Below are 14,422 nucleotides of genomic sequence, written 5' to 3'. Positions count from 1 at the left end.
CAAACTACTTCGCCTGCTCAAAGACACTCACACTCCATGGTCCCACCGTAAAGGTAGTATCGACTATCGAAGAAAGTGCCTCATTGCTCATTGCTAAGCTTCCTTGATGCTGCTGTAATGTCGACAGCTGATACCCGCTCATGTCTAACCGATTAAACCTTTCTACTGCATTTGGAGAAGCGTTGATCACTACAACAATTGACGAGCGCAGAGCATCGAGTGACTCATCAAACAGCACTCCGCTGTTATCAATACGCATCACAATCAAACCTGGGATCTGCTCGCTACCGGTATTATGAAAACTCACACGCTCACTAATCAGTTCTCCCTTACCCAGACGATACAGTGCTGAAGATTGTCTTAGCGCTGCCAGCTCTTTAAAGAAGCTATCCATGGCTGAAATGTGCTGTGGTGTAGGCTGTGCATTGTCGGCAGCTTGTTCGATCACCTTGCTAATGAGTGGCCAGTTTTTCCCATCTTTGTCTTCTCTAGGTAATCCGCGGTTCCAGTTATTCGACTGCTGAGTAAAATCAACTTTGTTGTACCAGTCGCCAGAGTCGTAAGAGTCTCTTTCCATCGATTTTGAGCGAAGTAACTCACTGCCCATATGAACAAAAGGAACGCCTTGACCTAGCATCACCGTGGCCAAACTCACCGCCTGCATTCTTACTCGGGTCTGGGCATCTACTTGATAGGCAATTTTGTACTGATGGTTATCCCACAAGGTTTGGTTATCGTGCTTAGAGACGTAGTTTTGGATCTCCCAAGCGTCTTTCGCGTAACCGGCCGGTACGCCGTTATAATCCACTTCGTGTCCTGTCACTAGCTTATCTTTGCTATCGACAAACCGGAAGTTGGCTAGATTACCCGCCATGCCCAAGCGGATCACATCAGCAAGGTGCAGTGCTTCTTGTTTTGTATGCTCATCAGCGGCGCTTAAATCATTAGGCAGAACGTACAAGCCATTACCAAAACCTTGTCGTCGACGAATCGTTTCTTGCTCATCAAACGGGCCGCCACCACGAACAGCATCACGTAATCGATCTGAAAACGAGCCTATCCCCGTGCCAGCTAAATTGGGCTGAGTCGCCTGCTTAAAGCGTTTATTGTTTTCGACCTCACCGAAGTTCCACCCTTCGCCATAAAAATAGACCTCTGGGTTATGTTGGTGCGCGGCCTTTAGGGTGCGTTTCATCTGCGACAGTGGATGGTGCCCCATCAAATCCCAACGAAACGCGTCAATTTTATAGTCCTTAACCCAAGTTTGAATCGAGTCGTCAATCAACTTGGCAAACATCCGATGCTCAGGAGCGGTATTGGCACAGCACGTTGATTTTTCAACCGCACCGCTATACTCATTAAGCCTGTGGTAATACCAAGGGACCACCTTATCCAACACTGATTTGTTCTCGAGCCCTTGCGCATTGGTGTGGTTATAAACCACATCCATCACCACGTTCATACCTATGTCATTTTTGATAGCCATGACCATTTCGCGAAACTCTACGATCCGCTGCATCCCTTCTGCATCCGTTGCGTACGAGCCCTCTGGTACGGTGTAATGGTAAGGATCGTAACCCCAGTTGAAACTGTCCAGATTACGAATATGGCCATGTAGCTGCTGCACTAATGGATTGTCGACGGTTTCAAATGCTTGGAGCGATGCAAGCACCTGCGCAACGGTATCACTCGAGGCGCAATATTGGCCAAAATCCTTACTCTCTAATAGCTCAGGTGCGCGCTCGCACAGCTGGCTAATTGGTTGGTCAATATTAACCACGTTGGGCTCTGCTTCATCAATCGTCGCAATATCAAAGGCGGGTAAAAGGTGAAGATGAGAAACTCCCACATCGCTGAGCGATTTTAGGTGTGACAAAGGCGCCGTGTTTGCTAGCGTAAATGCCGAGTATTTTCCGCGGTGCTCAGCGGGCGTCGATGCATCTAACGCACTAAAGTCACGAATGTGCGCCTCGTAGAGCACAAAATTCGCTGGGTTAGCTTGAGAGTGAGGGGCTTGTAATTGGTCCCATCCACTAGGTTTAAGCGAGGCATCATCTAAGTCAACCACTTGGCTAAACTCAGAGTTTGTCGACAGACTCAGGGAATACGGGTCAGTCACTTCATAAGTCTCGATCTTTTTGCTCGAAGGATGATACAAAGTGATCAGGTATCGATAATAGTCGCCGTGTGACAACTCTGCGTGAGTGTGCCAAGCCCCCGAGTGGCTATCTAAGGTCATCCCATGCGAGGCAACTAACTGCTTGTCAGCACTGTACTGCTGTAGGGTGACCTGGTGAGCAGTCGGTGCCCACAGTCGAAACTCTGCGCCTTGCTCAAGCACCTTTGCCCCATACTCTAACGCAGTAGCTCGCTTTGCATACAACGCATCGAGCAATCTCGCTGTTTGCACTTCCGTTACCAACAGTACGCCGTTGTCATCTTCTGCCACTGCAAACAATTGACCTTTTACCCACTGTTTTAGTAACTCAGTATCAACATCAAGGTCAAAACCCACAAAGTTAGACTTTAAATGGGGTGCAGATACTTGCCACACGGTGCGGCTTACACCTACCGCATCGATGGTCTGCTCGCTTCCACGTACGGCCTGCTTCTCCTCGTCAAAAGCCATCTCGCCTGTAGAGGAGTAGTACAAAGTGAGTGACGTTGCCTCTTGCGCGGGCACCGCTATAACGTTTTTATCAACAAAAATAGCGCTTGCCCCCGATAACTCCGCCTTTGACACTGGCGCGGCGGTTAACGGTTGGTAAAACACTTTGTCGGTTCCTTTAAAGACCATAGCGATGTTTCCCGTTACGCCGACTTTATTAAGCCTAAATTGAAGATCGGCGGTTTGAAAGTTGTCAGCAGATTGATTATTGGCAATAAAGTTAAAGCAGCCTTGCACGCTTTGAATGGGCACATCCCAATACACACCGTAAGCCTCACTCACACCCGTTGGTGCAAATCCTGGCCAGGTACTGTTTTCTCCATCATACTGGTCACATTGCTCGTCATTCCAAACGTGTAACGCAAACTCATCGGCCTTTAAATCTGGGGTATTAAAGTGGATCCGAGCGGTATTGCCAGTCACTTCTTTTACAGGAATTAACTCTGGATACACCGCCGCAACAGAGGCTTGCGTATAAACAGAGCGATCAACGCCAACCGCACTAAAATCCAATTTTGCGTCAAATTCACCCAGCGGTTTCACACCATTGACTCGAGGAATAAAGTTGATGCATTGCGAGGGGTGATCGGTTGGTGTTAGTTCCCAAAAAGCCCCCAACGAATCATCAACGCCTGTCGGCTTCATCCCCACCGCCCAGTCGTTAGCATCCGGCGAAGGCATCTGTAGCGCACCACAATTATTATCATTCCACAGATACAGCGTAGCACTTTGATAGTCGTGATTAGACGGCGCTTGATAATAGACGCGATATGGCTCTAGTGAATTATCACTCGCAATCGCTGGCGTAGGTTGCCATGCAGTTCCAATCAATGTTGCCGTGGCTATGGTAAAAGATAACAAACGAAAAGGTGTGGTGATCACAAGAGCTCCTTGGCACTGTGCAGTCCAGCAATAAGTGCGATGAATCCTAGTAAAAGCTGGGGTGTACAGTGTGTGAAGCAGTGTCCAGTTTTATAGATTGGGGAGTAGGATGCCCTGATTTACCGAGCAAGATCACTTTATGTAAGCCTACAAAATCTGAGTTTCATCACAGCTTAATTGACGTCACTATTCAGAAATTTAATCCGAATTTTACTTGGCAATTCCAATTCTAATTCCTACTATTTCTCAATAGGTTATGAAATCATTGAGGGAATAATGAAAACACTACTTCATGGAATGATGCTTTTCATCCTGTGCCTTACTTTGCCAAGCTTCGCAAACGAAGAATCAACGCAAAGTGATTTAGCAGGACAAATCTTGGCTGTATTGGAATCTGATGCCACTCAAGCCATCTACTTAGAAGATATCTTACGTCGGAAAAACACCGAACACAGGAAAGCGCTCTCGGAGTCAATCGAGGCTGGCGTGCAAACACCAGAGATTAAAGCACAAGTTTCTGAACAAATTTATGTGTTAGAGACCCTGTTGGTTCATTCCGATAAAACCGCTGAACAGCTATTAGAAGCGGCGCTAACCGCAGAGCCAGACAAAAAAGCAGTGCTATTTTTTGAAGCTCAGCAGCGGATAAGTGCAGCAGACACCTACACCCAGCAGCTTGCTCAAACCTTTAAGTGGGCAGACCAACTTGATATTGAATCTGACACCAGTGATTTTCTGACCGAGCTTAATCTTCGAGCGAAAGATCTGTCCGAACTCATTCTATTTTTCGATGAGCGCAACAACGGGTTGGCACAACTTGCCAAACTTACCCCAGCAGATGAAGTGGCTAACGTTGAAAAGCAGCAACTTGTCTACACCCAAATGCAGAATTTCATGTTGATTAGCCTCAATGTAACGGTGGGCCTGTTAGAAACCTATAAGCAAGATGTCACCGAGTACAAACAGTTGCTGTTCACTCTCACCGGAGACATCAACTCTGGCATCTTGGATGTCAATGTTGCTTATGGCTTGCTCAATCAATGGCTGGAGTCTTTTAAAGACTGGGCAATAGAAAATACCCCCACAATCGTCATGAAACTGCTGGTATTTTGCTTGATCATTTGGATTACCCGAATGGTAGCGCGCGGTGTGGCTAAGCTAGTTAGGCGCAGTGTTACGCAAGCTAAGCTTAAGTTCAGTATTTTGATGCAAGAATTCTTTATCTCAATGGCATCCAATGCGGTGACCTTTGTGGGTATTCTTATTGCGCTTTCGCAATTGGGCATCAACCTCGGCCCCTTACTCACCGGTTTTGGTGTAGCCGGTGTGATCATTGGTTTTGCGCTGCAAGATACACTGTCTAACTTTGCATCCGGACTCATGATCTTAATATATCGCCCATTTGATGTACGCGATTTAGTTCAGGTTGCGGGGATTAAAGGTAATGTTAGCCACATGAGCTTGGTATCTACTACTATTCGAACCTTAGATAATCAGACTCTGGTGATCCCAAATAACAAGATTTGGGGAGATGTGATCAATAATATGACCGCCGAGCGCGAGCGTAGAGTCGACATGGTATTTGGCATTGGTTATCAAGATAACTTTGAAGACGCAAAAGCCATTATTAACGACATACTCAGTGAGCACAAAATGATCCTGGCGACACCAGAGCCTATCGTGCGCGTCCATACACTCAACGAGTCATCCGTAGACATCGCTGTTCGCCCATGGGTGAAAACCGACGACTACTGGGACGTATACTACGACGTCACCGAGCAAGTGAAACAGCAGTTCGACGCCAAAGGCATTACCATTCCATTCCCTCAACGCGATGTGCATATATACAAAGAAGAGAGCTAATACCAACCAAATAAAAAAGCCCCAAGTGACACACTCACTTGGGGCTTTTTTTAGAGCTCGTCAATCAGCATGACATACCCGCGAGCTGGGATCTCAAACTGAATGTGTGTCCCGTCTTGATGCACTAATTGTCCATCGACCATATTTTTCATCGCTTTGGACCATCGCAGTCGAACCGTTTTAGCCTGTTCTGATTTATTAATGGCAACAATGCCTTTATCGCCACGGCGACAAACAAAGTGGTCATCACTGACTTCCGACACACCCATTTTTTTGCCATGGACTAAGTTGTGAAACGCAATCATTGGCTGAATGCGCGGATCGCACCAACTATTCTGCCAACGAGGCTCTCCATTTGAGTCCTTAATACCACTAGTATCTAGGTCGGTGTAAATCAACGGTACGCCACCGTCACGACACAACACATAGCAGTACGCCAACCATTCGAGCTCTTCACTCATGATCAAAGGCATAAACACATCGTTATTGGGAATATCGTGAGTAATGGCAAAGGTGATGGCACGCTTACGAGACAACGCCTCACCAAAGGTAAACGGGTCGACCAGGTCTGACAGTACGCCGTCGGCTTGCAATGAACGATACAAGGTACTGAACAACGGGAAGTCGTACGCAGCCAGCAATGTTTCTTCTAAATAGGGCTTCAAAAACAGCGCGTATTCTTTGCGTGTTGCACCACCATCGGTGATGATTTCACCAAATATATGCACGCCTTCACTGATCTCTTCGGTCCAAACTTGTTTGATATGTTCGATGCTCAAATGTTTTGCCGCATCGATTCTAAACCCTTTTACACCTAATGCCTTGAGGGCTTTAATATAGTCTTGTTGGACTTGAACAACGCGATCGCACACCTTTAACGTTGGTAGGCCTGGATCGTGCTCACCGCCTGTAATACGGCCATTTTGAACTTCCCATGTGTTTTGCCAATCCTTGATACCAAACGCTTCAACAAAGTGCTCTTCAGTAAAGAGCGGTTCGGACAAATCGCCAAACAGTTTTAGCGATTCATAATACTTAGCGTCTTTTTGGTAAGCGGCCATCTCTTGCACACTCGGGTATTGCAAGTCTTGGCGCTGATAAGCTTCATTGGCCATATGGTTAAACACCACATCGACATACACGCGCAATCCGTGCTGCTCAAGCGTATTGACCATCTGTTTAAAATCTAATGTATTCCCTAACTGATTCTCGATCACTCGATAATCTTGCGGCTGGTATCGCTGCCACCATTTTGTGCCCGATTCATGGACGAAAGACTTCATCGGTGGTGATATCAACACGGTTTTATAGCCAAGCAGATGGATCTGCTCAGCGCGTTCGGTGATCAATTGATAGGGCCAATCAAATGCATGCAAAATCACATCTTTTGGCTCACTTTGGTGGGTTAAATGCCCCATACCTTTAATCCTTGTGTCTCGATCGTCAACTGGACGCACTGTAAATCAAGCAATAATTGCACCTAGTGGCGCTCAATGAATCGTTGTGATTTGCCCGAATTCAGCAGACCAGTTGAGAGTATAACGACCAATGATTACAGTTCCGTCCTTTAATGGCCGACATTATAATCAACTCTCAATGTTCTCACTCCCCCCTAGTCAAAAATTAGACGGTGGAGAAAAAAGGCGTAGAAACAAAGCTATACCAAAGGGCGAATATCAAATTGTTGCATAAGAATGGTGTATTTCAGAGGTATTTAAGGCGAGCTAGTTGGCATGGGTTCCAAAGTTCACAGCGTCCATACCAAAGGCAGATTGTTGGTCAAGAGCGTATGAGGTGTTCGATGTTCCTTTAGGCTGTTCGTGACTCACCTGCTCGGTTTTTGCACCAATTTGAGTCGCATCGTCAGCCGATGTAACTTGCGAATCGGCTAATTTTGAATCGGTTTCGGCCGTTTTCGCTGTGACTTCAGGAAAATAGATGGGCCTGCTATACAGCTTATTGAGCGCTTTGATGATGGAGTGTTTCACCACGTCACCCTTGGCAATCTTTTGATGAAGCGGCTTTGCCAGTGCTTGCAAACCAACAATAACGTCAACCCCAATGGCAGAGGCGACCACATCACGTTGCTTAACTGACTCGGCGTGGCCACTTTTAGCGGCCATAAATAGCCATACGTAAGCAACAGTATGAACACCAGCATTGGACCAAAGGCATCCAGCTCGATATTGAGCGTTCACATCGCCTTTTTCGCCCGCCAGTTCATACCAGTACCCCGCTTTACCAATGTCTAACGGCACACCCTTACCGTGCTCGTACAGCTCGCCCAATCGAATCATGCCCACGGTACTTTGCATCTTAGCAGCGCGTCGAAACCAGGTAGCCGCTTTGGGGTAACTGCGCTCTGAATTCTTAGGGGACTGGCACCAGTCGCCCATATAAATGATCGCATCAATATAGCCAAGCTCTGCGACTTCTTGCATTTCTTGAATGCCTTTCTCTAACGCGATGTCGACCCCAAGACCTTCTATTAGCGCAATCGCCTTTTCTACCTTGGCTTCATTGCTGCCTTGTAGCGCTCTAATGGCTAACTGCCAAAACTGTGCTTTTTTCTGATAGATAGGGTCGCTTTGCGCGCGCTGACACACACGAACGATTCCGCGCATCGCAATTTCGTTATCTTGCATGGCGGCTTTTTCGTACCAGTACAGCGCCTCTTTGGGTTGGTTGCGCTCGGCTTCTTTGGCCAAATAGAGTTGCGTCGCTATGTGACCGGTCTCGGCTTTAAATACTTTATCACTGTGCTCTTGCGCTCGGGCCTGTTGCATTGCTTTTCTGTAGGCGATTTCTTGGCGACGCTTTTCACGGCGCTCACGCTTTTGACGTGCGATCGTAGAGGCGATGAACATACAGGCCATCAAAACTAAAAAACAGATCGCGCTAATAATCAGCGTGGTTGAGGTCATATTTCCTATACCGTTTGCCTGATTCCGAGTTCAAGCACCAAAAAAGAGTCAAATGAGAGTATACAGTAGCCCTTCTAATATCGGCCAATGCATTCCATTCTTTACAAAAATTTATCTGGATCACGGTTTTGCGCTCTACGCCCCCTAAAGATCAAGAAAAGGAGGAGTATGAGCCCCACGAATCAGCGATATGATTATGGCATTAACCTCAACCTTATAGAATGCCATGTCATATAATAAACTTAACGTGTACCAAGTTTTCACCCGCCTTTTTGGTAACACTCAAAGCCATGTCACACCATGGGGCACCATCGAACAAAATGGCGTCGGCAAGTTCGGCGACTTTACGCCTCTTGCATTACAAAAAATCCACGAGCTCGGGATGACCCACATTTGGTATACCGGAGTTCCGCACCATGCGGTCATTAATGATTATAGCGACATTGGCATTAGCAATGACCACCCTACCGTTGTAAAAGGACGTGCGGGCTCTCCTTACGCGGTAAAAGACTACTACAATGTTAATCCAGACCTTGCAGACGACCCATCGCAGCGTTTACAAGAGTTTGAATCGTTGATCGAGCGAACCCACCAAGCCAACTTGAAAGTGATTATCGACATCGTACCTAACCACGTTGCACGCCAATATCAGAGCACCAGCAATCCAGCTGGTACGGTTGATTTTGGGGCAAATGATGACACCCGCGTAGAATACGCCAAGCACAATAATTTCTACTACATCCCAAAAGCGCACTTTGAATTGCCGGATATCCCGCAGCACCTTCAGCCTTTGGGTGGGGAAAAGCACCCTTCTATGGCAACGCCTTTTGAAGAATACCCAGCAAAATGGACTGGCAACGGCTCTCGCCTTGCCAAGCCAGATGTGGACGACTGGTATGAAACCGTCAAAGTAAACTATGGCGTTCGCCCAGATGGAACCAAAGATTTCGATACTCTACCAGAGCACTACCGCACACTAGGTCACCAAGAACACTTTGAGTTTTGGCGAGGTAAAGAAGTCCCCGATTCGTGGGTTAAGTTTCGCGATATAGCCCTATATTGGATTGAAAAAGGGGTCGATGGTTTTCGCTACGATATGGCTGAGATGGTGCCTGTCGAGTTCTGGAGCTACATGAATGCTTCTATCAAAATGCGCAATCCAGATGCCTTTTTGATGGCCGAGGTCTATCAGCCCCATCTTTACCGAGACTACATTCAGCTCGGTAAAATGGATTACCTATACGACAAAGTAGACCTCTACGATACACTAAAAGCCATTATGCAAGGGACACAGTCCACACAGGCTATCAATTCCATCCAGCGCGACATGCTCGATATAGAGCATCACATGCTGCACTTTTTAGACAACCATGACGAGCAGCGAATTGCCTCACCGGAGTTTGCGGGCAATGCCGATAAAGGCAAACCGGCGATGCTGGTCAGCGCGCTGTTAAGCACGTCACCAACCATGATCTATTTCGGTCAAGAAGTTGGAGAGCCTGGTGACGAGATGGCTGGGTTTGGCCAACCCACTCGCACCTCGATTTTTGACTACGTGGGAGTGCCGCATCATCAGCGCTGGATGAATGACGGTAAATTTGATGGTGGGCAGCTTACTGAGAAAGAAGCTAACTTACGCCAATTCTATCAAAAACTTCTCAACTTCACTCTGGCAAGCAAAGCGTTAGAAGGCGATTTTGATGCACTGCATGAGGTGAATGAGCAGCAAATGTCTGATGCCTTCTCTCGCTGTTACGTCTTTGCACGCAGTAACGTAACAGATGATCAATCATCCATCGTGATTGCGGCGGCTAACTTTGACGCGCATACTGCCCATGAATTTGAGCTCACAATTCCTGCCGAGCTAATCTCAAAGTGGGGCTTGTCTGATGGCACACACTTAGCCGTTGAGCATATAGAGCAATCCGATGCTTATCAGCTAAAAGTGACGCAGGGTGTTGGCACATTGGCCATTACCTTGCCGCCACTCGGTGCGATAGCACTCACGCTTTAACGCGTTTAGTTAGAAATAGGGTGGTGCAGCGTCTAGGGACGATGCACCACTTTTTTTGTAGTTGCTTTTCTAAGAGCAGTGTTGGATGAAACTAGGGACTCGTTTTTGCCAGTCCCGTTCGTTGTGAATCGCGTCCTCACATACCTCAAACCGGACACACACATTGTCCATTTGGGTCATTACCTCAGCCACTTGTTTTGCGTCATCAACGTAAATTTGATTAAAGTCATCGCGTGACTCGTCGCTGGTCTCATTGGTCCCAACGTCCATATACAAGCGCAAAGGCAAGTTCAATTGCACTCCAGATAACCAGGTTAAAAATTTGGATTTGTTAAACCAGAACGCGGGAGAAAACACACCTGCACTTCCAAACACAGCGTTATAGCGCATCGCTATAAAGGCGCTGATTAAACCGCCCATCGAACTTCCCATAACGATTCTATTCTCTCGTGCAGTTAGGGATCTAAACTCGCTATCAATATATAGGCGCACATCGTTAGCAACGAACTCTGCGTAAAGTTCACCGAGTCCTCCTAGCTCATAGATTCCAGCGTCTCGTCCAGGCAACTTAAAATCTGAGTCCATTTTCCAAGGAGAGTACTCGTTAAACCGTCCATTGAAATCATGCGTTGGGCTGTTATCTATTGCCACTACGATCCACTCTCTAGTGGGATCAGCTTGATAAATACGCTCTAGTTCATCTTGAATGCGCCAACTAGTGCCATATTTGGCGTCCTTATCAAAAAAAGCATTCTGCCCATCGTGAAAGTAGATGACGGGATAATGCGCGTCCGATTGTTGGTAACTGCGTGGCAGTAACACCCGAATTCTTCGGGTTGTGTTTAGTCCTGGAAAAGGAAAGTTGTCAAGAGTGACAAGTCGTGATTCGATATCTAATGCAGACATAGCAGCCTAATTGAAAAGAGATTTGTGCAACCACAAACTCTTTCATATTTTGTTGTTTTTTGACGTGATCTCGTTGGCAATCAGATTAAAAGTGTCGTCAAATAGGCGAAATACGCGTGTTGGGCGTTTATCGCGAAAAAAATCAAAGCGCAATTTGCAGCACAGCCACAATGTGGGAAAATAGGCATGTCAGCCGAAAATAACGCCCAACCATAAAAAACACCACAAAGTAATGTCCATAAAGGCCAAACACCACTAGCCAAAAAGATAAAACGTTAGCCAGCAAAGCCTAATGAGCCTTGCAACCGGCCTACGAACAGTGAGCAGAGTCACTTTGTCATGACTTATTCATGAAATGATGCGACACTGTTGTTGATTTTCGTCCGTGAAGTATTAATTTAGCTATCAAAACAGTAGATTCGCAAAACACTATGAATGTTCAGTCTCGCCCTTTCCCACTAGGCGCCACACTTAGAGACGGTGGCTGTAATTTTGCCGTCCATGCACCACACGCATCGCAACTCAAATTAGAACTCTTTGACGGCACTTCGCGCCGCACTATTGAATTTGAGCATCACTACTCTGGTGTACGTCACGTATTTGTACCTGGTGTCACTGCTGGTCAAGAATACGGTTTTAGCGTCAACATTGATGACAATGCCTATTTGCTCTCAGATCCTTACGCTAAGGCGATAAGTAAAGCGCTTGATTACAAGCTGCCGTACACCGCTGAAAAAAGCTGGGACATGGCGCACTCAGTGGTCTGTGACCCTGACTTTGATTGGCAAGAGACTCAGCCACCGCGCATTCCTCGTGAACAAACGGTACTGTTTGAAACACATGTGAAAGGCTTGAGTATGCTTCATCCCGAATTAAGCAAGCAAGAACAAGGTACGTACCTTGGGCTCGTTAGCAAGCCAATGCTGGAATACTACAAGCAACAAAACATCACTGCATTACAGTTACTCCCTGTTGCCGCGTGCATGCACGAGCCGCATTTGCTCGATATGGGTAAAGTGAACTATTGGGGTTATAACCCTTATCTGTTCATGGCACCGGATCCACGTTACGCCAATCGAGATGCAGTGACAGAGCTTAAAACAGCAATCAGAGAGCTGCACCGTAATGGCATCGAAGTCATTTTGGATGTGGTTTACAACCACACCGCGGAAGGTGGCGAAGGCGGACCCATCTTTAACCTTAAAGGTCTGGATAACCACTACTACCTGAAGCACGGCTGTCACTATGCCAACTACACGGGCTGTGGAAATACTGTCGATTTAGACCATCAAGCGTCGCTAAATTTGGTCATGGATACTCTGCGTCATTGGGTGAGCGAATATCAGATTGATGGGTTTCGCTTCGACCTTGCTGCAACGCTGGGTCGCAATGGTGACGACTTCAATCCACGCGCTGCGTTTTTCCGCGCGGTCGCTCAAGATCCTGTGCTTCAACAAGTTAAGTTGATAGCAGAGCCTTGGGATATCGGTCCTAACGGTTATCAAGTGGGCGCTTTCCCTGACGGCTGGAATGAGTGTAACGATAAATTCCGCGATATTACGCGCAGTTTCTGGCGCGGCGATCAAGGCTACTTGAAAGAGTTTGCAACGCGCCTTATGGGTTCTCGCGATCTATACAGTGCCAGTCGCTGGCCTCAAAAAATGACCATCAACTACATCACCTATCACGATGGTTACACGTTACAAGATCTGGTGAGCTACAAACATAAGCATAATGAAGCGAATGGCGAAAATAACCGTGATGGTCATGGCGACAACCGCTCAGACAACTACGGTGTAGAAGGCCCAACTGACAGCATGACCATCAAGGCCATGCGCGAAAAGCAAAAACGCAACTGTCTGGCTAGCCTACTATTCTCATTCAGTATTCCGCACATTCTTACTGCAGACACCTTGTCACATACACAGAATGGCAATAACAACGCTTACTGCCAAGACAATGAAATCAGCTGGCTAAATTGGGATCTCACCGAGCGTAAGCGCTACTTTAGCCAATGGATTTCGGATATGTTGGCGGCACGTAAGCAATACATGACTCCGTTTATCGAAGCTTTCAGTGGTGAGACACGCAATCAGAACCGTGTCGGTTGGTATCGCCCAGATGGGCACAATATGGAAATCGCAGATTGGAATCAGCTAAAAGCTGTTGCGCTGCATTTGGGCATTAATAAAGACGGTGACGAACTGCTGTTTTTCATTAACCAATCTCCATCACCGGCGCGTTTTGTTACTCCAGTAAAAGGCGACAACTGGAAACTGATTGTCGACACCGCTCAACGCTCTGTGGGCGAAGGGGATTACATCGACAAACCACTCATTGAACCTGTTTCGATGATGATATTCAGTCGAAGTGTTAGCTAGCTAACCAACGCCAAGCCTAATCAGCTTGGCGTTTTTGTTTACCCTAAAGCCCGCCACAAACGTCAATAAAGGATCCGGTGGTAAACGAGGCCTCTTCAGATAGCAGCCACGCAATAGAATGAGCGACTTCTTCTGCTTTTCCGCCTCGCTGCATCGGTATGATCGATGCCAACCTATCGACGCGAGCAGGCTCACCACCATCGGCGTGCATCTCGGTGTAAATCAATCCTGGCCTAACCGCATTGACCCGTAAATTTTGATGGGCAACTTCTTTTGCCAACCCAACGGTTAACGTATCGATTGCCCCTTTACTGCATGCGTAGTCTACATACTCATTCGGTGAGCCACTTTTGGCCGCACCAGACGAAACGTTCACTATCGCCCCTGCTGCGCCATTACGGCGCAACACAAACTCTCGACAGCACAGAAAGGTGCTGGTTAGGTTGGTGGTTACGGTTTGTGTAAAGCGCTCTAGAGACGTATCCACTAATCGCGATTGAGTGAATAGTCGACCAGCATTATTCACAAGTGCAGTAACTTCGCCGTACTGCTGCTCGGCAAAATCAAACAGCTGCTTAACCTCTACTTCATCCGACACGTCCGCTTGATAGATCTGCGCTTCAAATCCGAGCTTGGTCAACTGTTGTTGCAACTGTTCAGCGGGTGCGCGTTGAGAGCGAAAATTAATGATCACCGAATAGCCCTTTTGCGCAAGCAAAGTACTCGTTGCCCTGCCAATACCGCGACTTCCACCCGTCACCACAACCACTTTTTTCACAGGTAA

At 47.1% G+C, this 14,422-nt stretch carries 8 protein-coding genes; 3 read left to right on the top strand and 5 right to left on the bottom strand.

All coding sequences use genetic code 11. From position 1 onward, the window contains the following. Positions 1-4 precede the first annotated feature (4 nt). A complete protein-coding gene (pulA, locus tag JQC93_RS01075) occupies positions 5-3,550 on the bottom strand; it encodes a pullulanase-type alpha-1,6-glucosidase (protein WP_205156628.1) in 3,546 nt (1,181 codons plus the stop codon). Positions 3,551-3,826: 276 nt separating this feature from the next. On the opposite strand from pulA, the gene JQC93_RS01070 reads away from it, so the two are divergent. Continuing rightward, complete coding sequence (locus JQC93_RS01070) at positions 3,827-5,413, top strand: mechanosensitive ion channel family protein (RefSeq protein ID WP_205156627.1); 1,587 nt, start codon at positions 3,827-3,829, stop codon at positions 5,411-5,413. Positions 5,414-5,463: 50 nt separating this feature from the next. Here JQC93_RS01070 and JQC93_RS01065 read toward each other — a convergent pair whose 3' ends face one another. Then, positions 5,464-6,831 carry an alpha-amylase family protein gene (locus tag JQC93_RS01065; protein WP_205156626.1) on the bottom strand — a complete coding sequence of 456 codons (1,368 nt, stop codon included), beginning with the start codon at positions 6,829-6,831 and terminating at the stop codon, positions 5,464-5,466. 306 nt (positions 6,832-7,137) lie between these two features. Next, positions 7,138-8,337: a tetratricopeptide repeat protein gene (locus JQC93_RS01060; protein ID WP_205156625.1), complete on the bottom strand. Its 1,200-nt coding sequence runs from the start codon at positions 8,335-8,337 to the stop codon at positions 7,138-7,140. 226 nt (positions 8,338-8,563) lie between these two features. Here JQC93_RS01060 and JQC93_RS01055 point away from each other — a divergent pair, with 226 nt between their 5' ends. Next, entirely contained in the window at positions 8,564-10,351 is a 1,788-nt protein-coding gene (locus JQC93_RS01055) for an alpha-amylase family protein (RefSeq protein WP_205156624.1), read from the top strand. Positions 10,352-10,420: 69 nt separating this feature from the next. On the opposite strand, the gene JQC93_RS01050 is transcribed toward JQC93_RS01055, so the two are convergent. Next, a complete protein-coding gene (locus tag JQC93_RS01050; RefSeq protein ID WP_205156623.1) occupies positions 10,421-11,257 on the bottom strand; it encodes an alpha/beta hydrolase in 837 nt (278 codons plus the stop codon). Between the two features lie 431 nt (positions 11,258-11,688). Between JQC93_RS01050 and glgX the strand changes: the two genes are divergently transcribed. Further along, a complete protein-coding gene (glgX, locus tag JQC93_RS01045) occupies positions 11,689-13,638 on the top strand; it encodes a glycogen debranching protein GlgX (RefSeq protein ID WP_205156622.1) in 1,950 nt (649 codons plus the stop codon). Positions 13,639-13,681: 43 nt separating this feature from the next. Here the strand turns inward: glgX and JQC93_RS01040 are convergent, their stop codons facing one another. After that, positions 13,682-14,416, bottom strand: a complete 735-nt coding sequence (locus JQC93_RS01040) for an SDR family oxidoreductase (RefSeq protein ID WP_205156621.1) — start codon at positions 14,414-14,416, stop codon at positions 13,682-13,684. Between the last annotated feature and the right edge of the window lie 6 nt (positions 14,417-14,422).

Origin of the sequence: Vibrio ulleungensis, from assembly GCF_016900875.1 — a bacterium.
Lineage (GTDB): Bacteria > Pseudomonadota > Gammaproteobacteria > Enterobacterales > Vibrionaceae > Vibrio > Vibrio ulleungensis.
This window is presented reverse-complemented; position numbering and strand designations above follow the sequence as displayed.

What these genes read in the sequence shown, in the direction of transcription:
- glgX (WP_205156622.1), top strand. Translation starts at nt 11,689, where the DNA reads ATGAATGTTCAGTCTCGCCCTTTCCCACTAGGCGCCACACTTAGAGAC.
- JQC93_RS01050 (WP_205156623.1), bottom strand. Translation starts at nt 11,257, where the DNA reads ATGTCTGCATTAGATATCGAATCACGACTTGTCACTCTTGACAACTTT.
- JQC93_RS01060 (WP_205156625.1), bottom strand. Translation starts at nt 8,337, where the DNA reads ATGACCTCAACCACGCTGATTATTAGCGCGATCTGTTTTTTAGTTTTG.
- JQC93_RS01055 (WP_205156624.1), top strand. Translation starts at nt 8,564, where the DNA reads ATGTCATATAATAAACTTAACGTGTACCAAGTTTTCACCCGCCTTTTT.
- JQC93_RS01065 (WP_205156626.1), bottom strand. Translation starts at nt 6,831, where the DNA reads ATGGGGCATTTAACCCACCAAAGTGAGCCAAAAGATGTGATTTTGCAT.
- JQC93_RS01070 (WP_205156627.1), top strand. Translation starts at nt 3,827, where the DNA reads ATGAAAACACTACTTCATGGAATGATGCTTTTCATCCTGTGCCTTACT.